This window comes from Vibrio sp. B1Z05, assembly GCF_052955985.1.
Genome location: NZ_CP130464.1, coordinates 903,239 through 923,860, shown reverse-complemented (window position 1 = coordinate 923,860; position 20,622 = coordinate 903,239). Strand labels below are relative to the sequence as shown.

General features: G+C 42.3%; 20 protein-coding genes. 15 read left to right on the top strand and 5 right to left on the bottom strand.

What is annotated here, in order from left to right:
• Window positions 1-76 precede the first annotated feature (76 nt).
• On the bottom strand, window positions 77-553 hold the full coding sequence (locus tag QV280_RS16675) for a DUF302 domain-containing protein (RefSeq protein WP_216643770.1): 477 nt from the start codon (window positions 551-553) through the stop codon (window positions 77-79).
• A 194-nt stretch (window positions 554-747) separates the two neighbouring features.
• On the opposite strand from QV280_RS16675, the gene QV280_RS16670 reads away from it, so the two are divergent.
• Window positions 748-1,197: a hypothetical protein gene (locus QV280_RS16670; RefSeq protein ID WP_367869553.1), complete on the top strand. Its 450-nt coding sequence runs from the start codon at window positions 748-750 to the stop codon at window positions 1,195-1,197.
• Between the two features lie 18 nt (window positions 1,198-1,215).
• Here QV280_RS16670 and QV280_RS16665 read toward each other — a convergent pair whose 3' ends face one another.
• Window positions 1,216-1,710 (bottom strand): peptidylprolyl isomerase, encoded by a 495-nt coding sequence (locus QV280_RS16665; RefSeq protein WP_152820117.1) that lies wholly within the window; start codon window positions 1,708-1,710, stop codon window positions 1,216-1,218.
• Window positions 1,711-1,917: 207 nt separating this feature from the next.
• Between QV280_RS16665 and QV280_RS16660 the strand changes: the two genes are divergently transcribed.
• The 8 genes from QV280_RS16660 to QV280_RS16625 all read left to right on the top strand — a co-directional run bounded on the left by QV280_RS16660 (window position 1,918) and on the right by QV280_RS16625 (window position 7,465).
• Entirely contained in the window at window positions 1,918-2,193 is a 276-nt protein-coding gene (locus QV280_RS16660; protein ID WP_039970782.1) for a nitrogenase-stabilizing/protective protein NifW, read from the top strand.
• A 102-nt stretch (window positions 2,194-2,295) separates the two neighbouring features.
• Window positions 2,296-2,769 (top strand): DUF4442 domain-containing protein, encoded by a 474-nt coding sequence (locus tag QV280_RS16655; protein ID WP_152820116.1) that lies wholly within the window; start codon window positions 2,296-2,298, stop codon window positions 2,767-2,769.
• Between the two features lie 201 nt (window positions 2,770-2,970).
• The gene (locus QV280_RS16650) at window positions 2,971-4,467 is read left to right on the top strand and encodes an alanine/glycine:cation symporter family protein (RefSeq protein WP_152820115.1); all 1,497 of its coding nucleotides are present in this window, start codon (window positions 2,971-2,973) and stop codon (window positions 4,465-4,467) included.
• A gap of 354 nt (window positions 4,468-4,821) precedes the next feature.
• On the top strand, window positions 4,822-5,127 hold the full coding sequence (locus tag QV280_RS16645; RefSeq protein WP_023404567.1) for a hypothetical protein: 306 nt from the start codon (window positions 4,822-4,824) through the stop codon (window positions 5,125-5,127).
• Window positions 5,128-5,262: 135 nt separating this feature from the next.
• Window positions 5,263-5,688: a MarR family winged helix-turn-helix transcriptional regulator gene (locus QV280_RS16640; RefSeq protein ID WP_152820114.1), complete on the top strand. Its 426-nt coding sequence runs from the start codon at window positions 5,263-5,265 to the stop codon at window positions 5,686-5,688.
• Window positions 5,689-5,779: 91 nt separating this feature from the next.
• Complete coding sequence (locus QV280_RS16635) at window positions 5,780-6,712, top strand: hypothetical protein (protein WP_152820113.1); 933 nt, start codon at window positions 5,780-5,782, stop codon at window positions 6,710-6,712.
• A 236-nt stretch (window positions 6,713-6,948) separates the two neighbouring features.
• A complete protein-coding gene (locus tag QV280_RS16630; RefSeq protein WP_152820112.1) occupies window positions 6,949-7,203 on the top strand; it encodes a type II toxin-antitoxin system Phd/YefM family antitoxin in 255 nt (84 codons plus the stop codon).
• Window positions 7,196-7,465 carry a Txe/YoeB family addiction module toxin gene (locus QV280_RS16625; protein WP_039452891.1) on the top strand — a complete coding sequence of 90 codons (270 nt, stop codon included), beginning with the start codon at window positions 7,196-7,198 and terminating at the stop codon, window positions 7,463-7,465. Before QV280_RS16630 ends, QV280_RS16625 begins: the two co-directional genes overlap by 8 nt.
• 140 nt (window positions 7,466-7,605) lie before the next feature.
• On the opposite strand, the gene gcvP is transcribed toward QV280_RS16625, so the two are convergent.
• On the bottom strand, window positions 7,606-10,473 hold the full coding sequence (gcvP, locus tag QV280_RS16620; protein WP_152820111.1) for an aminomethyl-transferring glycine dehydrogenase: 2,868 nt from the start codon (window positions 10,471-10,473) through the stop codon (window positions 7,606-7,608).
• 209 nt (window positions 10,474-10,682) lie between these two features.
• Entirely contained in the window at window positions 10,683-11,063 is a 381-nt protein-coding gene (gene gcvH, locus QV280_RS16615) for a glycine cleavage system protein GcvH (RefSeq protein ID WP_021713911.1), read from the bottom strand.
• A 225-nt stretch (window positions 11,064-11,288) separates the two neighbouring features.
• On the opposite strand from gcvH, the gene QV280_RS16610 reads away from it, so the two are divergent.
• The 6 genes from QV280_RS16610 (at window position 11,289) to QV280_RS16585 (ending at window position 16,994) form a co-directional block, all read left to right on the top strand.
• On the top strand, window positions 11,289-11,912 hold the full coding sequence (locus QV280_RS16610; RefSeq protein ID WP_152820110.1) for a helix-turn-helix domain-containing protein: 624 nt from the start codon (window positions 11,289-11,291) through the stop codon (window positions 11,910-11,912).
• A 152-nt stretch (window positions 11,913-12,064) separates the two neighbouring features.
• Window positions 12,065-13,183 (top strand): glycine cleavage system aminomethyltransferase GcvT, encoded by a 1,119-nt coding sequence (gene gcvT / locus QV280_RS16605; protein WP_152820109.1) that lies wholly within the window; start codon window positions 12,065-12,067, stop codon window positions 13,181-13,183.
• Window positions 13,184-13,191: 8 nt separating this feature from the next.
• Window positions 13,192-13,476 carry a putative quinol monooxygenase gene (locus tag QV280_RS16600; protein WP_152820108.1) on the top strand — a complete coding sequence of 95 codons (285 nt, stop codon included), beginning with the start codon at window positions 13,192-13,194 and terminating at the stop codon, window positions 13,474-13,476.
• A gap of 23 nt (window positions 13,477-13,499) precedes the next feature.
• Complete coding sequence (locus tag QV280_RS16595) at window positions 13,500-14,117, top strand: fumarylacetoacetate hydrolase family protein (RefSeq protein WP_152820107.1); 618 nt, start codon at window positions 13,500-13,502, stop codon at window positions 14,115-14,117.
• Between the two features lie 351 nt (window positions 14,118-14,468).
• Window positions 14,469-15,707 carry a cytosine permease gene (gene codB, locus QV280_RS16590; protein WP_152820106.1) on the top strand — a complete coding sequence of 413 codons (1,239 nt, stop codon included), beginning with the start codon at window positions 14,469-14,471 and terminating at the stop codon, window positions 15,705-15,707.
• 9 nt (window positions 15,708-15,716) lie between these two features.
• Window positions 15,717-16,994, top strand: a complete 1,278-nt coding sequence (locus tag QV280_RS16585; RefSeq protein ID WP_152820105.1) for a cytosine deaminase — start codon at window positions 15,717-15,719, stop codon at window positions 16,992-16,994.
• Between the two features lie 571 nt (window positions 16,995-17,565).
• Here the strand turns inward: QV280_RS16585 and QV280_RS16580 are convergent.
• Window positions 17,566-20,379, bottom strand: a complete 2,814-nt coding sequence (locus QV280_RS16580) for a polysaccharide lyase 6 family protein (RefSeq protein ID WP_152820104.1) — start codon at window positions 20,377-20,379, stop codon at window positions 17,566-17,568.
• Window positions 20,380-20,622: the final 243 nt, after the last annotated feature.

Genomic DNA, 20,622 nt, shown 5'->3' with positions numbered 1-20,622 from the left:
GATCTTATATTTAATATTTAGTGATTAGACGAAACAAGGAGTACAACTAGATTACACTCCTTGTTCGCAGAGCAAATTATGGTTGGGTGGCTTTGGTTGCAAACATATTCAGCGCTTTACTTATTTTGCCGATGACTTCATCGCAACCCATGATGTTGTGTCGCGCTTTTAAGTAGTTTGGGTCGTTGTAAGTTAGCCAAACCAAACCATGCTCATCTTCCGAAATAAGCGCTTTTTGTGGTAGGTCGATAGCCGCGCTTTGCTGGCAGACCATTAGCGGAGAACCTACCTTGGGGTTGCCAAATAACACAAGTTCGGTCGGGCGCAGCGTTATGCCGACGTTTCCGGCTGCTTCAGAATGCTTAATTCGTGCAAAGGTGGTCATGCCTTTTTCTTTGAGGGCATCAACCAATCTATCGGCAGTAGTGGTAACGTCGTAATGACTTTTCATTGAGATAAGTCCATTATCTATTGGCACTTGATTACTTGCGTGTGCAGTAAAGCTGATTAAAAGCATCGCACAAAGGCTAAGTATTACTTTTTTCATAGTCATTGCCTTATCCATTAATTAAGGTAATTAGTTCAATAATTTAACTCGCATACGATAGTAATTATTGAGTAGACGACAAGTTAAGTAAAGAAAGTGTGGCGCTAAATGTTAATAATGTAAATGTCGACGGCAGAGTTTGTGGTTTACTCACGAATGTGTATTTTAACTAAAGCAGTTTGATTAAGCGGAAGGTTTCGGTGTTGTTAGAAAATTCAAAACAAAATCAAAAACACAAAATGCAGCTTTGGCGTTCGAAGATAAGCGATATTGCTGCAGATGTTACTGCACATAATGCTATCGCCTCCATATTGGTGATGCTGTTTGTTTTGTTCTCCGCCAATACGCAAGCGGCAACGGGCTTTCTAAAAAGCAAAGACACCCAAGCCTTTACTCAGGTGTGTTATTACGATGTGTTGGGTGATACACATAGCCTAAATATAAAATCAACGGACTTGTGCCCGTTGACTTATGAGTTTGATACACTGCCAAAGCTAAGCAAACCCGCACCGAGCGCTAAGAAAACGGGTTTCTTTAAAGATGATGAAACGTCTGGATTTAGCCGATTGTGCTCATATGATGTGTTAGGTGATACCTACGTCTTAACAATCGGAAGCACCGAAATCTGCCCCTTAACCTATCAGTTTTAATCAGCGTGAGGGGAGTGACTATTCGCTGATTGTTACCTTTTCAATAACAACAGACTCAATAGGAAGATCGTCCATACCAAATAGTGAATGTGTTTTTCGTTTTGCAATGGCATTGACCACATCCATTCCCGCAGTGACTTCACCAATGACCGTATAACCCCAACCTTGGTTTGTTGTGGCGGTGTAATCGAGAAAGTCATTGTCATCAAGGTTAATGAAAAACTGCGAGGTGGCAGAATGTGGTGCATCGGTGCGAGCCATCGCTACGGTACCTAGCTTATTTTTCAATCCTCGGTTTGCTTCATTCACGATAGGAGCGTAGGTTTCTTTTTCGAGTAACTTTTCGTTGTACCCGCCACCTTGAATCATAAAACCATCGATCACGCGGTGGAAAATCGTGCCTTCAAAGAAGCCTTCTTCGCAATACTTTAAAAAGTTTTTAGTACTCACGGGTGCTTTGTCTTTGTTGAGAACGATACTGATATCACCGAGGTTGGTCGAAAGTACGATCATCTGTTTATCCTATAAAATTAATTTAGGGCTAAGTATACATTCTTGGTGTGGCTTCAAGAGGTTAAATTATTCAGTTGTTAGAGGCTGAGACGACAGCTTTGCTTTGCGGTAACATGGAGCACTTATCGCAGACAATAATTGGCTGAGTTAGTGAGTCAAAACTTGTTTGTGGTGATGGCGGTAACCAAATAGCAGATGGCAGTGAGTATGAGCTTTAACGACATTCAACAAAAACTACAATCTTTCACTTCTTTAGAGCAAGTGTTTGAGTATTTTGAAGTGGACTTTGAACGCCAATGCATCGAAGAGTATCGCTTGCCATTGCTAAAAAGATTTAACGGTTATTTGCTATTGGAAAAGCCCGATGATTGGTTTGCAGCGCGCAGGGTGTTAAGAAATGCGTATTGTAAAATTCAACGGGGAAGGTTAGACCCAGCTACGCGCTCAGCGTGCCGTGGTTGCACCTCTTGTTTGCGCCGATAAGGTGAGACATTTCTCTCTATGCACATCTATTATTAACATTTCTTTGACAACTCACAGTGGTGTTGCTTAACTGGTACGACAAGTTCATTTTCGGTGACCGTTATGCTTTCTACATTACAAAAAGCCAATCTATACCTTGCTTACTTTGGTTTTTTTAAAGTGCCTTTATTGTGGTTGAGTCGACCTAAAATAATCACCATGAATGAAGAAATGGTAGAGATAAAAATTCCGCTACGAAGGCGCACTAAAAACCATTTAAATAGCATGTATCTTGGGGCATTAGTGGTTGGCGCTGATGTGGCTGGTGGATTTTTAGCTGCAATGAAAGCCAAGGATCAGGGGCGAAAGATATCATTAGCCTTTAAAGGGCTTAACGCTGAGTTTTTCATGCGTCCGGAAAGTGATGTGCATTTTGTTTGCCATGATGGACAGCTTATTGACCAAATGCTAGAAGAAACTATCGCCACCGGTAAGCGGGTCAACAAAGACATGCGTGTTATTGCCCTCTGCCCAACCCTACATGGCGATAAGCCCATGGCACAGTTTGATATTATGCTTTCTCTCAAAGCGAAATGATGCACCAGAAAAATTGTGTTCTTTGATTCATTAAAAATGTTGAGCTGAATCATCTTTTTAAATTACTCCCTCCTCCTTTGCATTGGATCTTATATTGCGTGATACGAATTATTACGAGAAGTATATGGATCAAGTTACATAAGTAAGATACTGTTTCCTTCGATTTTTATTTGCACTATTTATTCAATAAGGAAGTTGTTTATGCAAGGCTTAGTAGATTTCTTGAATGGGGTTATTTGGAGTCCCTTTCTTATCTACCTCTGTTTAGGTGCGGGATTATTCTATTCCATCCTAACTCGATTTGTTCAAATTCGTCATTTCTTTGAAATGTGGCGTTTATTGCTGTCTGGAAAAAGTTCTGAGAAAGGTATTTCGTCATTTCAGGCATTAGCCGTCTCTTTATCTGGGCGAGTGGGCACAGGTAATATCGCAGGAGTTGCCGCCGCTATTGGTTTTGGTGGGCCTGGAGCGGTTTTCTGGATGTGGGTTGTGGCATTTTTTGGCGCGGCGACGGCTTATGCAGAATCGACATTAGCTCAAATATATAAAGAAGAAGACGAAGGTCAGTTTCGCGGCGGTCCAGCTTATTATATAGAGAAGGCAATGGGTCAGAAATGGTACGCATGGATCTTTGCTATCGCCACCATTTTTGCTTGTGGGGTGCTATTACCAGGAGTCCAGTCTAACAGCATCGGTAATGCGGTTGAAACGGCATTTGGCTCCGGTCCTATGATTGAAACTGCGATCGGAACATTTAGCTTTGCGAAGGTTGTTACTGGTACTTTCATATCAATAATACTTGGCTTTATCATTTTTGGTGGGGTTAAGCGCATTGCTAACTTTACCCAAATTGTGGTGCCTTTTATGGCTTTGGCTTATGTCTTAACTGCATTTGTTATCATTTTGCTGCACATTACAGAGGTGCCTCGCATCTTTGCCATGATCATCGGCGACGCGTTTACACCTATGGCTGGCTTTGGTGCTGCAATCGGTTGGGGCGTTAAGCGTGGCGTATATTCTAATGAAGCAGGTCAGGGCACAGGCCCACATGCGGCGGCAGCGGCCAACGTTGATCATCCGGCGCAACAAGGTTTAGTGCAATCCTTCTCTATCTATATCGATACTTTGTTGGTGTGTTCTGCTACCGCATTTATGATCTTAATTACTGGGATGTACAATGTCCAAGGTGCAGGCGAAGGTGTATTTATTGTGCAAAACATTGCGGCAAATATTGGCGCTAACAGTCCTGCATTTACTCAATTAGCTATTGATAACACACTTCCCGGCATCGGTAAGCCTTTCATTGCCGTCGCACTGTTCTTCTTTGCTTTTACCACTATCTTGGCTTATTACTACATAGCGGAGACCAATATTGCTTATATCCGTCGTACTTTTAAAATTAACGGCTTAAAATTCTTACTCAAATTAGTCATTATTACTTCGGTTTTTTATGGCACGGTTCGATCAGCCAATTTAGCATGGGCGATGGGTGACGTTGGGGTAGGCTTGATGGCTTGGCTCAATATTATTGGTATTTTGATTATCTTCGTTATGTCTAAACCTGCTCTAAAAGCGTTGAAAGATTATGAAGAGCAAAAAAAACGTGGCGTATCCGTCTATACATTTGATCCAGTAAAGCTTGGCATTAAAGGTGCGACTTATTGGGAGAAACTGTTAGACAAGCCATCAAAAAAATAAACAGCTGAATAACTATGAATTAGGGCTTAGATAGGTGATATCTAGGCCCTTTATTGTATTTGGACATGCGGTTGTCATATGCCTTTTATACTATTATTAATGTGTTTGGCACTTATATTCTATGACTTGCATATATAGAGTGATGTTGAAAATTTTATAAGCAAATAGTTACTCGTGTTGTAATTTAATTATGAAATAAAATTACAAAGAAAATGTAAAGTGTGATCCTGATCACTTATTTTGTTATTTGCGTGGTAATTAATGACCAAAAATGTGAAAGTGCCCACGGTATAAGTTTATTTGTATTACTATAATTCTTTTGAATTTTTTGTCTTTGTGATTTGGAGTGCTATTTTGTCTTGGCCGATTGTTTTTGATTTGATGAGTGTGCTATTGCTAGTAGTTTTAGCTGTCGCGGCTAGAAAATCGATGCAGTCTTTAAAAGATGGTATTGCATCTGCACAAAGAAAAGACGTTTCTGACAAACACATCCGTAAGAACTTTGCCAAGCTAAGCTTAAATAGAGCCATTCTTGTACTAACGATAGCCACTATTGTTATTAAATCAGCTTTGATTCTTGGACAAATATTAGACTTTGATTCAATCGATAAACACGGCTTACTTGATGAGGATGTTGTTCAATACATCGTTGTTGAGTAGACACTTGTTGGCGTTCCCCTTTCTTTCTAGTGAAATCCTAGTGCTGAGTGACAACAGTAACTTGAGTCGAGCCTATTAAGTAGATAAAATCAACTTAATGACAGCAGTTGATTGATGTAATTTAAAGGGCTAAGCATGGACAAGAACACAGTTTCAGAAGCGATTTTTAATATCGTTCACTCATACCGAAATGCCATTCGTGCTGAGCTTCAAACCCAACATTCTGCCTTAAATGGAATGCACGCTCGTTGCCTCTCTTTCATTGAGCGAAATACACAATGCACTGCCAATGATATTGTGCAGCACTTTTCTCGTGATAAAGCGCAAGTGGCTCGTTTAGTCAAAGAAATGATCAACAACGGTTGGTTAATCAAATCCCCAAACCCAGGAGACAAACGCAGTCAACTGCTCTCTTTGACTGAACAAGGCATCGCCTTGAGTCAACAAATATCCAATGCCCAACAAAAAATCCAAGATAAGATGCAGCAAGATCTGAGCGAACAAGAGCTCGAGACCTTTGTATGTGTCATGGAAAAGCTCGCCAATAACCTGACTAGATGACTCTAAATCTGTGTAAAATCTCACTTTTTTGTTTATAGCGTATATAGTTATTGTTATGTGATTCATCATTATCTATCTTTTGGACTTCTTAATGGAACTGAGATGTTTTTCCAAAGCCGCTGTCATTATTGGCACTTCTTTTGCCCCTTTATATTCATCTGCGACATCATTTGAACTGCCGATCTGGAAGTCAGAAGCGGAAGAGCGTGGTTATGTTCTGCCCAAAGCATTTGGCATCAGTGTTGGCTACATGCGAGTTGAGCAAGGCATTAGTGTCGACTCTATTTCGTTTGACGGTTTAAAAACCCCTGAGATAACCATTCCGCCAATCATTCCGGGCAGACCTCCTACAGTGATACCAGAGCAGCCTATCCCTGCTGAACTTATCGGCATAGAGACATCCCCTGGTTTTCAGCGCAGTGATGTGTTTACCGTGCGAGCCGATATGTGGCTATTTCCCTTTTTAAACTTCTATGCCATCGCGGGGAAAATCAGCGGTTATTCGGAAACCAATATCAGTGTCGATATTGGCGGAATAGATTTTGAACCAGTACAAGATGAAAGGTTTCTTTTAGACCTAGATGGCAATATGTACGGTGGCGGCTTAGTGCTAGCGGGTGGTTATAAAGAATGGTTTACCATCATTGATGCCAGCTACACCAAGACCAATTTAACTGTCATCGAAGGCGGGATTGATTCCATCGTCATAACCCCAAGACTTGGCTACGACTTTACTAATCATGGCGTGCCGATACGAGTATGGGGCGGCGCACAATATCAAAATATCCAACAAACTCTAAAAGGCAAAATTAGCGACCTTGAATTGCCCTCAGCTCTGGAAGGCTTATTGGATTTCGTTAATGGCGATGATGAAGGACGCTTCATTGTAGAGCAAAGCCTAGCCAATGAATGGAACGCCGTTGTTGGTTTTAATTATGTGATTAACCCCACCTTTAATATCATCGGTGAATTCGGCTTTGGCGATCGTCAAAGTGCCTTGATTTCGTTGGATACACGGTTTTGATTATGTCGTAGAGGGAGGTTGAATAAGAAAATAGAGGATAAATTCAGATAGATACAAGAAAGTAGTTGCAATTATCGTATTTGAAAGTTCATACAATGTATCTGTGGTACTGCTCATTATTCAATGGGACGTTAGTTTCCTTATCAATACTTTCCAATAGATTATGTCCAATTTACTGTACAACTATGTGAGTGAATACTATACTTGTCCCATTAAATGTACATGTGGAGATTCTGATGAGAATAGTATCTTTTACTGAGGCTAGAAATGGCCTTAAAGCGGTTTTGGACGGTGTAGTTAATGATGCAGACACAACCGTTATTACACGCCGTGATTCTGAAGATGCTGTGGTTATGTCTTTAGATTACTACAATAGTCTTATGGAGACAGTTCACTTACTACGCTCTCCTCAAAATGCTGAACACCTAAACCGTTCGATAGAACAGTATCGTGCAGGCAAAACAACTACACGCGAGTTAATTGATGAGTAGCAGTCAACGTTTACTGTCGTGGACGGATGATGCTTGGGATGACTACTTGTATTGGCAAACCCAAGACAAAAAAACACTCAAGCGAATCAACAAACTCATTAACGATGTTAAGCGCTCTCCTTTCGAGGGTATTGGTAAACCTGAACCATTAAAAGAAAATTTATCTGGTTTTTGGTCTCGTCGTATTGACGACACTAATCGACTTGTTTACGCAGTCGATGATCAAGTAATAACGATAATTTCGTGTCGTTATCATTACTAAAATTAGGTTCAGCCAAATTCATAAATGTACGATTGGTATGAGTATCTTGGCTTAGCTAGGGTTTAAAAAAAGGCGAACCAAACGGTTCGCCTTTGTACTATCAGTCAGTTTCCAACTTAGTTATCTGTGATCAACACCAATCACTCTTCCACATACTCATCAATACTTGGACAAGTACAAATCAAGTTGCGGTCGCCATACACGTTGTCTACGCGGTTTACGGTTGGCCAGTATTTCCAAATGCTTTGTGATTTGGATGGGAAGGCGCCGATTTCGCGTGAGTATGGGTGATCCCATTCGCTGCTGGCTAGGTCAACTTGGGTGTGTGGGGCGTTGACCAGTGGGTTGTTGTCTAATGGCCATTCGCCGTCGCGGACTTTGTTCATCTCTTTGCGGATGGCGACCATCGCGTCACAGAAGCGGTTTAGCTCTTCTAAGTCTTCTGACTCAGTTGGCTCAATCATTAATGTGCCGGCTACAGGGAATGACATAGTTGGCGCATGGAAACCGTAGTCCATTAGGCGTTTTGCGATGTCTTCTTCGCTGATACCAGTCTCTTCTTTTAGAGGGCGGATATCGATAATGCATTCGTGTGCAACACGGCCGTTTTTACCACGGTACAATACAGGGTAGTAAGGCAGTAAACGTTCCATCACGTAGTTGGCGTTTAGAATCGCAACTTCTGTGGCTTTAGTTAAGCCTTGCTCACCCATCATGGCGATGTATGCCCAAGAGATAGGTAAGATGGAAGCGCTGCCCATATCTGCGGCAGAGATAGAGTAATCTTGACCGTGTTCACCGTTTTCGATGTGACCCGGTAGGAATGGGGCAAGGTGAGATTTAACACCGATTGGACCCATACCAGGACCGCCGCCGCCGTGCGGGATACAGAATGTTTTGTGTAGGTTAAGGTGCGATACGTCAGAGCCGATAAAGCCAGGGCTGGTAAGGCCAACCTGTGCGTTCATGTTCGCGCCATCTAGGTACACTTGACCGCCCGCGGCGTGCACCATTTCGCACACTTCTTTTACTTGCTCTTCAAACACGCCGTGTGTTGAAGGGTAAGTGATCATGATGCTAGATAGGTTATCAGCGTGTTTTTCGATTTTAGCGCTTAGATCTGCCATGTCGATGTTGCCATCGTCATCACATTTCACGACCACTACCTTTAGCGACACCATAGAGGCTGATGCTGGGTTTGTGCCGTGCGCAGAGCTTGGGATCAAGCAGACGTTACGATGGCCTTCGCCGCGTGATTGGTGGTAACGCTGAATGGCAATTAGACCGGCGTATTCACCAGAAGCCCCCGAGTTTGGTTGCAAAGAGAAATCGTCGTAGCCGGTGATTTCACACAGCTTAGCTTTAAGATCTTTTGCCAGTGCAGTGTAACCTGCGGCTTGCTCGGTAGGAGCAAACGGGTGAATTGAACCAAATTCTGGCCAAGTCACTGGAATCATTTCTGCGGCAGCGTTGAGCTTCATAGTACAAGAGCCCAGCGGGATCATGCCGTGCGTTAGTGAGAAGTCTTTGTTTTCAAGCTGTTTTAGGTAACGCATCATCTGAGTTTCACTGTGATAAGTGTTGAACACAGGGTGCGTTAGGAAGCTTGAACTGCGGCGACAATCTTCAGGGATTGCGGCAAATTCGTTTTGTGATACTTCGTTGCTTAGCGCTTCAATCGATTCGCTCACTTGGAAGACACTAAACAGTGCAACAATGTCGGCAACGGTTGTGGTTTCATCAAAACTTACGCCTAGCTTACCATCCAGTTTGCGAAGGTTGATGTTATCGCGTTGCGCTGCGCCATAAAGCGCGTCTGTTCTATCACCCGTTGCGATAGTCAGCGTATCAAAGAAAGAATTGTGGCAAAGCTCGTAACCTTGTTTGGTTAAGCCAGCAGCCAAAATTGCGGTCATGTGATGGGTGCGACGAGCAATGGTTTTTAACCCTTCACAGCCGTGGAATACCGCATAAAACGCCGCCATGTTAGCCAGCAATGCTTGCGCGGTACAAATGTTTGAAGTCGCTTTTTCGCGGCGGATGTGCTGCTCACGAGTTTGCATTGCCATGCGCAGTGCTTGGTTGCCGTTTTTATCGATAGACACACCGATAACGCGGCCCGGCATAGTGCGCTTGTGTTTGTCACGCGTAGCCATAAATGCCGCGTGAGGACCGCCATAGCCCATAGGTACGCCAAAGCGCTGTGCTGAACCAATGACTACATCGGCGCCCATTTCGCCAGCTGGCTTTAACAGCGTTGAAGCGAGTAGGTCGGTCGCAATAGTCACTAAGGTTTTATTGGCTTGTGCTTGGCTGATGATATCCGTGAGATCGCGAACTTCGCCTGTGGTGTTTGGGTATTGCAGTAGTGCGCCAAACACATCTTGCTCAGGTAAAGAGTCCGTTGCGCCAACCACAACGTCAAAGCCAATAAACTCTGCGCGAGTTTTTACAACTTCAATTGTTTGTGGGTGAACATCATCAGCGACAAAGAAGGTTTTGCTTTTGCTTTTGCCAGCACGTTTACAAAGAGTCATCGCTTCAGCAGCGGCTGTCGCTTCATCCAGTAGAGAAGCGTTTGCAATCTCCATACCGGTTAGGTCGATGATCATTTGTTGGTAGTTCAGTAGGGCTTCAAGACGACCTTGAGAAATCTCTGGCTGATACGGCGTGTATGCTGTGTACCAACCTGGGTTTTCTAGTACGTTGCGTAAGATAACGTTTGGCGTAAAGGTGTTGTAGTAACCTTGGCCAATAAAGGTACGCTTGACTTGGTTTTGCTGAGCAAACTTTTTCATCTCTTCTAGCATGCCTGCTTCGCTAAGCGGCGCGTCTAGAGTTAATGGTTTTTCCAGCTGGATTTGCTGCGGCACGGTTTGTTGCACCAATTCATTTAGGCTTGTCGCTTTAATGCGCTCAAGCATTTTTTGTTGGTCAGCTAAGTTGGGACCGTTATGTCGTGAAACAAACTCGTTGTCTGTACTTAAACTGCGTAGTAGATCAGTCATAATTCCTTTATACCTTACTTGAAGCCTTACTATGAGACTTTAGGTGTTAGTCAATTTCCTAGATGCATAAGCAAAGAGTGTTAATAGCCCGCTGTGGATATGCAGTGATGTCGCTCTGTTACTTTTACGTGTCTCTAAATGGCAAGATCCCCGCAATCGCGGGGATTTTTTGAATTTATTGTTTTTACTCAATAAACTCGGACTACAGCTTACTCGTCTTCGATGCTCGCTAAGTAGTCTTCTGCGTTTGTTAAGTTGTCTAGCTCTGAAGGATCTTCAAGCTTCACTTTAACAATCCAACCGCCTTCGTACGGTTCTTCGTTGATTAATTCAGGGCTGTCTTCTAGCTCTTCATTAATTTCAACAATTTCACCCGTAATTGGAGCGTAGATGTCAGACGCTGCTTTTACAGATTCAACAAGAGAGAAGCTATCACCTGCTTCAATGCTGTCTTCTACTTCTGGTAGGTCGACAAAAACAACATCACCAAGCATTTGTTGAGCGTGCTCTGAAATACCGATTGTCACAGTACCATCACCGTTGTCTTTCACCCACTCATGGCTATCAGCAAACTTTAGAGTGTTGTCCATTTTGAATCTCCAACTTAATCAGATTGAAATTAATAAAAATTTTGTATTGAAGATAAAATAAACTGAGTTGTGTACATTCTCAAGTCGAAATTTCCTATTGGAAACAAAAAATTCAACTTTGCTACTTATTTCTCACTAAATCTTCTCTTATGCTCTTCATACGAAGGCGCTTTTAAGGCACACTTTTTCATAAGATATTTTTATTAATTTTATGTGAAGGGCCTCATGAAAGAACCGACATTGGATGAATATCCATCGCTTAGCGTAGAGAAGTCCTCCGTTGAAAACAGTGTAGAGCCACTAAAGCTAGGCGAAAAAATCAAAACGATTCGTAGCCAGCTTGGTTTGACATTGGAAGAGGCGAGTCAGCGCACTGGCTTGGCTCGTTCAACGTTAAGTAAAATTGAGAATGAACAAATTAGCCCGACGTTTCAGGCGATGCAAAAATTAGCCAATGGCTTAAATATTGATATGCCTCAATTATTCGCACCGCCCGAAAATAAAGGCGCGAGCGGTCGTCGAGACATTACATTGAAAGGCATGGGTAAACCGCATCCAACCGTGACCTATGAGCATGAATTGCTTGCTACTGAAATGTCGCAAAAGAAAATGATGCCGTTTAAATCTTTGATTCATGCACGCAGTTTTGATGAGTTTCAAGGTTGGGTTCGCCATGATGGAGAAGAGTTTTTATTGATACTTTCTGGTGAAGTTCTTTTCTATTCAGAATTTTATGAGCCTTTAGTACTTGCTGAAGGCGATAGCGTCTATTACGACGCAAACATGGGACACGCATTGATTTCACGCAGTGAACAAGATGCACAAATCCTGTGGGTGACAGCCAAATAAACCACGGCTAATGTAGTGGTTGTGTTAAGAGATGAAGTTTCCTATAGTGACAGCAAACGTTTGCTTTGATTAAGAAACAGAATCAATCATAAAGAATATGTTGCTCTAAACCACATCAACAGTTGGGATTAGAGCGCGACTAAGGAGAGACAATGACTGAAGCTTTACTAAAGACCCCGCTGCATGCTTTACATGTAGAACACGGCGCAAAAATGGTGCCTTTTGCCGGCTACGATATGCCAGTGCAATATCCATTAGGGGTTAAAAAAGAGCACTTACATACGCGTGATGCGGTCGGTCTTTTCGATGTTTCCCATATGGGACAACTGCGCCTAACTGGTGAAAATGCGGCGGCAACACTAGAAGCTTTGGTTCCGGTAGATATTATTGATTTGCCAAACGGTAATCAGCGTTATGCCTTCTTTACCAATGAACAAGGCGGCATCATGGACGATTTAATGGTGGCTAACCTTGGCGATCATTTGTTTGTAGTAGTGAATGCGGCGTGTAAAGAACAAGATATAGCACACTTAAAAGCCAACCTTTTAGACGGTGTTGAGCTAGAAGTGCTTGAAGATCGTGCTTTACTTGCACTGCAAGGGCCAAAAGCGGTAGATGTATTAGCCACTTTAAACCCTGCGGTTAAAGAGATGGTGTTTATGGATGTGGCTCGACTTGAGCTACTTGGCGTTGAATGTATCGTTAGCCGCTCAGGTTACACAGGCGAAGATGGCTTTGAAATTTCAGTGCCAAGTGAGCAAGCCGCAGCGCTTGCGAATACGCTAACGGATTCTGATTTGGTAGAATGGATTGGTTTAGGTGCTCGTGATTCACTTCGCCTTGAATGTGGTCTTTGTCTTTACGGTCATGATCTTGATACAACAACGACACCTGTCGAAGCAAGCTTGCTTTGGGGTATTAGTAAAGTCCGTCGCGCTGATGGTCAGCGTGCAGGCGGTTTCCCTGGCGCCGATATCATCCTTGAGCAAATTGCGACCAAAGACGTAAAACGCAAACGTGTCGGCCTAGTTGGGCAAACCAAAGCGCCAGTGCGTGAAGGTTGCAACCTGTTTGATGCCAACGATGTTGAAGTGGGCATTGTAACCAGTGGTACAGCGGGCCCTAACGCAGGTAAGCCGGTGTCTATGGCTTATGTGCGCAGTGATTTGATGGCAGTAGGCACAGAGATCTTCGCCGAAGTACGTGGTAAAAAACTGCCGATGACGGTTGAGAAAATGCCGTTTGTACCTCAGCGTTACTATCGCGGATAATCACAGTTATGGCTAAGGTGATTTTGTCAGGCTACATCATTGTGCCTGATAAAGACCTTGACGCCGTTCTCCATGCTTTGCCTGAGCACATTCGTTTGACTCAGGCAGAGTGTGGCAATATGACTTTTCGTGTTCAGCAATCAGCGGACACACCACAACGCTTCGATGTCTACGAAGAGTTTATCGATAAACCCTCCTTTGAATTTCATCAACGCCGAGTAAAAGACTCTTTTTGGGGCAAGGTTACTGCTGATGTTTCTCGACACTATGATATTGTTATAAAAGCCGAATAATTCAGATATAAGGGTTTTAAAGTATGCCATTAAATACGGTTCGCGCTCTAAATCAAATTTATACGCCAAGTAAAATTGTCTGTGTTGGCCGCAACTATGTGGCTCATATTGAAGAATTAGGAAATGAAATCCCTGAGGATATGGTGGTTTTCTTAAAACCTAATTCATCAATTAGTACAACTTTACACAGTGATAAAGGTGAAGCACTGCACTATGAAGCCGAGCTGAGCTTTTTAGTGAAAGAGGGTGAATTTAAAGCGGTGGCATTGGGGCTAGATCTTACCAAGCGTGAGAGTCAAACTCGCCTTAGAAATAAGGGCTTGCCTTGGGAGCGTGCTAAAGCATTTGATGGCTCGGCGTTATTTTCCGAATTTGTGCCGTTTGATCCCGCAGGCCCCGATTTATCTTTGCAACTTTGGATTAATGACACTTTGATTCAACAAGGCGGAGTTCAGTTAATGCTGTATCCACCTAAAGTAATAAAAGAGCAGCTTGCTCAGTTTATGACGCTTGAAGAAGGTGATGTAGTGATGACAGGCACCCCAAAAGGTGTTGGGGTTGTGACTAAAGGCGATTGCTTTATAGGGCGAGTCTTACAAGGTGAACAATGCCTAGTTGAACACACTTGGGTAGCTAAATAATGCATTTACTATTTGCTTTTAATATTTAATATTTAATATTCATTGTTAATGCGTTGCTTATAAAATAAACCCTACCAAAAGAGTAGGGTTTATTTTTTGTTTGTGTAAATGATTCTTACTGCTAATTCAACAATAAACCATTTGAATTATGTATGTATTTAATGAATTTTAATGTCATTATGAAAACTTCAAGTTGTTGTATATTAAATGTTTTATGATATATAAATAAAAAGCAAACGTTTATATGTATCAAAATAAATTGACTCTGTAATTTATATCACCATAATATTGTCCGTTTGTGTGAAATTTACACATATACGGTCTTTTGGTTTATGTAGTACGGAGATAAAAATGGCAAGCGACAACAATTACAGTCTTGGTCCGGTTCCGGCGAATGCTCGAAAGGGTATGGCATCACTTACAATGGTGATGTTAGGGCTTACTTTCTTCTCAGCAAGTATGTGGACAGGTGGCTCACTAGGTACAGGGCTTAATTTCAACGATTTCTTCCTCGCCGTGATTATCGGCAACCTTATTCTAGGTATTTACACTTCTTTTCTTGGTTACATCGGCGCTTCTACTGGACTTTCCACTCACTTATTAGCTCGCTTCTCTTTTGGTACTAAAGGTTCTTGGTTGCCGTCGGCACTACTTGGCGGAACTCAAGTGGGTTGGTTTGGTGTGGGTGTAGCTATGTTTGCTATTCCTGTGCAAAAAGCGACTGGCATTGATACCAACATTTTGATTGTTGTATCTGGCCTACTAATGACGGGTACGGTTTACTTTGGCATTAAGGCACTAATGGTGTTATCAGCTATCGCCGTTCCTGCTATTGCAGTATTAGGTGGATATTCGGTTTTGACCGCAGTGCACTCTGTGGGTGGCGTAGATCAATTGCAACTTATCCAGCCTGAAACACCAATCGATTTCTCGGTTGCGTTAGCTATGGTTGTGGGCTCATTTATCAGTGCGGGTACGTTGACTGCCGATTTTGTGCGCTTTGGTAAAAAAGCTTCTGGCGCAGTAGTGATCACTATGGTGGCATTCTTTATCGGTAACTCTTTAATGTTTATCTTTGGCGCGGCAGGCGCAGCTGTGACCGGTCAAGCGGATATCTCTGATGTGATGATGGCTCAGGGCTTATTGCTGCCTGCAATTGTGGTATTAGGTCTTAATATTTGGACGACCAACGAGAATGCGCTCTACGCGTCTGGCCTCGGATTTTCGAATATTACCGGCCGTTCAAGCACTATGCTTTCTATCATTAACGGCTTGATTGGTACTGTATTTGCTTTATGGCTGTACAATAACTTTGTGGGTTGGTTAACCTTCTTGTCGTTGGCGATTCCACCGATTGGCGGCGTTATCATTGCCGACTTTGTGATGAACAAAGAGCGTTACAAAAACTTCGCTAAAGCTGAGTTTGTCACCGTGAATTGGGCAGCAATTATTGCGGTAGCGATTGGCGTGGCAGCGGGTGCATTTATCCCAGGTATCGTACCTTTAAATGCGGTATTGGGCGGCGCTATCTCTTATGTGATATTAAACCCTGCGTTAAACAAAAAATCACTTGATAAACAAACGGCGTAACGGTGCATTATGACTTCACTATTAATTAATAACGTTCGCTTGGCGGATAAAAACGATCTGCAACAGATTTTAATCGAAGACGGCAAATTTAAACGCATTGCTGATGCCAACTCGATTACCGAATTTAATGGCAAAACGCTAGATGCTGAAGGCGGATTAGTGGTCGCTCCTTTTTGTGAGCCACACATTCACTTAGATGCCACGCAAACAGCCGGTGAGCCTAGCTGGAATATCTCTGGTACCTTATTTGAAGGGATTGAACGTTGGGCTGAGCGCAAACAAACGCTCACCATTGAAGACGTAAAATCTAGAGCAAAACAAACCTTAAAATGGCAAATAGCGAATGGTATTCAGCATGTTAGAACTCATGTTGATGTCTCTGATCCTACGTTGTTGGCACTGCGCGCTTTAGTCGAAGTGCGTGAAGAAATGAAGCAATGGGTAGATATCCAAATTGTAGCATTCCCTCAAGAAGGCATCTTGTCTTACCCTAACGGTAAAGAGCTATTAGAAGAAGCCGTACAGCTTGGCGCTGATGTCATTGGCGCTATTCCACACTTCGAGTTTACTCGTGAGTATGGGGTGGAATCGCTGCATTTTGCTTTTGAATTAGCGCGTAAATACGACTGCTTGATTGATGTGCATTGTGATGAAATTGATGATGAGCAATCGCGATTTGTCGAAACGCTAGCGGCATTGGCTCATAAACACCAAATGGGCGATAAGGTGACGGCAAGTCACACCACTGCAATGGGTTCATACAATGGGGCTTACGCTTCTCGCTTATTCCGCTTGCTTAAAATGTCAGGCATTAGCTTTGTGGCAAACCCGCTGGTGAATACTCACCTGCAAGGTCGATTCGATGATTACCCTAAGCGTCGTGGCATTACCCGAGTTAAAGAGATGCTAGAGGCGAATATCAACGTCTGTTTTGGTCACGATGATGTGTTTGACCCTTGGTATCCATTGGGCACCGCAAACATGCTTCAAGTTCTGCATATGGGGCTACATGTCACGCAAGTGATGGGTTACGATCAGATAAACCAATCATTAGATTTGATCAGCACTAACTCCGCCAAGGCGTTAAATATTCAAGATCAATACGGCATTGAAGAGGGCAAACCCGCTAGCCTTCTTATCCTTCCTGCAGAAAATGGTTTTGACGCTGTGCGTCGCCAAGTTCCTGTGCGTTATTCTGTTCGTCACGGACAGGTGATTGCAGAGACGAAACCTGCACAAACATCTATTCACTTAGATGAAAGTGAAGCAGTGACTTATAAGCGTTAATGCTTAAATAACGGGCGCAACCCTTGGTATTTATTGAAGGGGTGTGCCTGCTAAAAGACTTCTTTAGAACGCTGTAAATATCACTGAAAACTCAAATTATTATTTCACTTCGAAAACGCTGTAATTCTTTTTATTCCAACTGTTTACGACTCTTTAGACATTACTCTTCTCTGTATGTCGCTTTCTTTTTATAGCCATAGTTATATTAGGTTCTGCATTGCTGAGCTACGCAGGTAGGATGGCTTACTTATAATGTATCTTCTTAATATTACCCATCCATAAATGGCGTAGAAAAACCACCAAGTAAAGCGTTCGCTTCCCGATAAGCCATAGCTATATAATCAAAACGTTCAATGCTGTTGCTACGCTAGAACCTACAATTGATGACTAGGGTTGCTATAAATAAAGTCTATGACTGTTTTGCTGATGAGTAGTGCTAAGGGCTGGGAAGTAGCAGAAGACAATGAGCTTTAATAAGCGAGCAAGGCAATAGTGGCAAGAATAAAGTGACAAGAGTAAAAAAAGGCACCTCATTTGAGGTGCCTTTGGCTAGTTATAATTAACTAATGGATTAGTCATCAGTTTTTGGAGTATTTTGGTCAGTACGAGTTGCTAGGCGCACTTCGTCAAAGTTTGCAGTTAAGTCGTCACTTGCTTTAGCTTGGTAAGTAAGAGCAAAGTGGTCGATACGAACTTCAAGTTTGCCATTTTTGTAGTTGCTATCAGCTTTAACATCGTCGCTAGTTAAGCTTTGATCGATGATTAAGTTAGCGAAGAGTTCAACGCTACCATTGTCACCAGTGTTAAAGGTTGTAGATACATGTTTGAAGCAATCTTTGTATGTGCCTTTCGCAGCATCGGCTAAGTCTTTATTGTGAGCAACTGATTGGCCAAGAACAGCACCTTGTAGTGATTTAGCGGCTACAGTTTTAGCACCAAAGCCAAGGCTTGCAATAGAGTTGTCACCCATTTTGTCACAGTAGTACATAGAGAAAGTAACGTCTGTGTTGGTTGGCAATCCATCAACAATTTGGCTTACACCAGGTTGGTCTTGGAAGTTATTAGTTGCATCATCGTCAAGTTTAAAGCGTAGACGCATAGAACCTTTTTCGGTGAATGCACTGTCGCTTGAAGAACCTACATCACCACTTTCTTCATGGATAATCCAGCTACCAGCATCTTTGTGGTAGTAGTTAGTGAAGTCAGGGTCAGTAACTGGTGCGTTGACAGTCACATACTCAGGAATGCTTAATGATAAATCTACACTTTCTACACTTGTTGCTGATTTAGAATCATAAGGCACAGTTACCCATTTGTATTGGTCGCCAGATACAGCACCTTTAGTCAGCTCTTTACCATCAATAGACAGTGCATAGTTACCTTTTACAAAGGCACTTAGCTCGTAGTGATGATTTGGTAGAACATCAACTTTTTGACTAATAGAACCGTTGTTAGCAAGTTCTAGTGTTTGACCAGAGAATGCATTTTGACCAGTAACTGTGTAGTAGTCGCCTTTACCGTTATCCCAGTCAGTTAACCAGTTTTCAAAATTACTATTTTTAATCGGTGCAGTAATCACAATTGCAGCAGGTTTTGGAACTGTGTAGCTTACAGGACCTACATCAGCGAAAGTCAGTGGTTTCACTTTGATTTCAGAGGTGCTGGGTTCATCTGCACCGATTGTAGTAGTAGTGCTACGTACTTGACCATCCATATCATATATAGAATCAAGTGCTTTAGTAGCTTGCACAGCTACAGTGAGATCTGGGCTATTTACTGTTGGACGGAATAAGTTGTCATGATCATCACGTGCTAGAACCGCTGATTTAAATCTGTTTTGAGATGCTAAATCAGATTGTTTGATTCCATCGCTATCGGCAACTTGTTGACCAGAGAATAGGTTACCAATAATTTCTGAATTTTCTGGTAAACCACGGTCAGAGCTTTTGAATACTGGGCCAATCGCTTGTTCAACAATGTTGTGGTCAATGAAAACATGGTTTGGTTGATGTGATTTACCGCCACCATCTAGGTTGAAGCTATTTACACTATCTACAATGGTATTGTGAGAGACATGAACATCTGTAACTAATTGGTAGCCATTGCCGGTACCATTGCCATCTTTTTGATCACTATCAGAACCTAATAGAACAATACCACCGTGGTGAGTTGAGCTTAAGTAACGTGTACCTTCGATGTAGTTGTTGTTCACTTGATGGTCAGAGTCACCGATACGAATCCCGCCTGCTAGTGGGTAACCTTCACCAAGAATGAAGTTATTTTCAATGGTGTTGGCGTGACCGTGACGGTTGGTAAGAGAACCATAACTATTACGGATAGTGTTGAAACTAATGGTGTTGTGACTGGCTTTGTTAGAGATAACTTCAGCTTCACCTTGAATGTTTTCAAACAGGTTACCAACAACAAAAGAGTTACTGTCTTCACCATGAGTTTCACTTAAACCAGTACGAATGGCTTCATAGTCGTTGTCTTTAGAGCCTGCATAGATTTTGCCATCTGCTGGTGGACGGTTTGCAAAGTAGTTTTTGTAAACAACGATTTTGTGTGCACGTTGTTCTGTTGATAAACCTTTTTCACGAACCAATGAAACCATAGGATTTTTAATAGTTTTACCACTAAAAATATTATGGTCTAACCAAGTACCGCCACCGTAAACTTTAACTAAGTTACCGTATTCATTTTCACCTACAGCGTTAAGTACCGATACTTCAGAAATACGACAATCTTGACAAATATCACTACTGCTTAGACGAGTATTAATTAAAGCACTGTCAAATTTCACACCATCTAGAACGAAGCCTTGGAATTGGCTGTGTTCACCACCCATTGCAACGGATACTTCACCACCTTTAAGGATTGCTTGACCAGGGTTTTCCGCAGCAACTTTAAATCCGGAGATTTTTAATTCAAGGTCTTTATCATAAGTACCGTCAGCTAAACACAGGGTTGTATTTGCAGCTGGTTTTGTTGGGTTGTCTTCATCTTTAAGCGCGTCAACAAGCTCCTCAGCAGCATCTTGTAGCTTACTTACTGATTGAAAGGTTTCTGTACAATTAACACTAGGAACCATTACAACGCCAGATGGAATACCTGAACTTTCAAATATAGAGTCGTTTTGGTTTTCAGGTTGTATTAGAGCAACACCTGAAGGTGTAGTCGCTGGTGCTTTAGCTACTTCATTCGATGGAGTAGTAGTTGGTGCTTTTACAACTTCTGGAGTCTTTGTATTTGACTCGGTTACTACTGGCTGAGAAGCAGTTACTGGCTCTTTAACTTGAGTTTGAGAGGTGGAGTTTGTATTGGATTCGCTGTTACACCCAGCGAGTGCCAATCCTATTAAAATGGCGAGTGCATGTTTGTTCATTATTTTCTACCTCTTGGTAATATCTATGGACAAAAGCTTACTCTTAGAGATGTTTCAAACAGTGATTCAGATCTTGTTTTTAAGTGCTGTTTATTCGGAAAACACGATTTAAAACATATTTTCCGCTTAAAAATATGTTTTAAATCAGTGGTTTACGAGGTGTTATTTATCATTGAGTATTATTGTATTATTTAACGATTCGTGTGATGAGGATCTCTATATTTTGTTACACTTTATTTTGAG

What these genes read in the sequence shown, in the direction of transcription:
- QV280_RS16610 (WP_152820110.1), top strand. Translation starts at nt 11,289, where the DNA reads ATGAAAGAACCGACATTGGATGAATATCCATCGCTTAGCGTAGAGAAG.
- QV280_RS16660 (WP_039970782.1), top strand. Translation starts at nt 1,918, where the DNA reads ATGAGCTTTAACGACATTCAACAAAAACTACAATCTTTCACTTCTTTA.
- gcvP (WP_152820111.1), bottom strand. Translation starts at nt 10,473, where the DNA reads ATGACTGATCTACTACGCAGTTTAAGTACAGACAACGAGTTTGTTTCA.
- QV280_RS16595 (WP_152820107.1), top strand. Translation starts at nt 13,500, where the DNA reads ATGCCATTAAATACGGTTCGCGCTCTAAATCAAATTTATACGCCAAGT.
- QV280_RS16655 (WP_152820116.1), top strand. Translation starts at nt 2,296, where the DNA reads ATGCTTTCTACATTACAAAAAGCCAATCTATACCTTGCTTACTTTGGT.
- QV280_RS16640 (WP_152820114.1), top strand. Translation starts at nt 5,263, where the DNA reads ATGGACAAGAACACAGTTTCAGAAGCGATTTTTAATATCGTTCACTCA.
- QV280_RS16650 (WP_152820115.1), top strand. Translation starts at nt 2,971, where the DNA reads ATGCAAGGCTTAGTAGATTTCTTGAATGGGGTTATTTGGAGTCCCTTT.
- QV280_RS16665 (WP_152820117.1), bottom strand. Translation starts at nt 1,710, where the DNA reads ATGATCGTACTTTCGACCAACCTCGGTGATATCAGTATCGTTCTCAAC.
- gcvT (WP_152820109.1), top strand. Translation starts at nt 12,065, where the DNA reads ATGACTGAAGCTTTACTAAAGACCCCGCTGCATGCTTTACATGTAGAA.
- QV280_RS16625 (WP_039452891.1), top strand. Translation starts at nt 7,196, where the DNA reads ATGAGTAGCAGTCAACGTTTACTGTCGTGGACGGATGATGCTTGGGAT.
- codB (WP_152820106.1), top strand. Translation starts at nt 14,469, where the DNA reads ATGGCAAGCGACAACAATTACAGTCTTGGTCCGGTTCCGGCGAATGCT.
- QV280_RS16630 (WP_152820112.1), top strand. Translation starts at nt 6,949, where the DNA reads ATGAGAATAGTATCTTTTACTGAGGCTAGAAATGGCCTTAAAGCGGTT.
- QV280_RS16635 (WP_152820113.1), top strand. Translation starts at nt 5,780, where the DNA reads ATGGAACTGAGATGTTTTTCCAAAGCCGCTGTCATTATTGGCACTTCT.
- QV280_RS16600 (WP_152820108.1), top strand. Translation starts at nt 13,192, where the DNA reads ATGGCTAAGGTGATTTTGTCAGGCTACATCATTGTGCCTGATAAAGAC.
- QV280_RS16580 (WP_152820104.1), bottom strand. Translation starts at nt 20,379, where the DNA reads ATGAACAAACATGCACTCGCCATTTTAATAGGATTGGCACTCGCTGGG.
- QV280_RS16675 (WP_216643770.1), bottom strand. Translation starts at nt 553, where the DNA reads ATGACTATGAAAAAAGTAATACTTAGCCTTTGTGCGATGCTTTTAATC.
- QV280_RS16585 (WP_152820105.1), top strand. Translation starts at nt 15,717, where the DNA reads ATGACTTCACTATTAATTAATAACGTTCGCTTGGCGGATAAAAACGAT.
- gcvH (WP_021713911.1), bottom strand. Translation starts at nt 11,063, where the DNA reads ATGGACAACACTCTAAAGTTTGCTGATAGCCATGAGTGGGTGAAAGAC.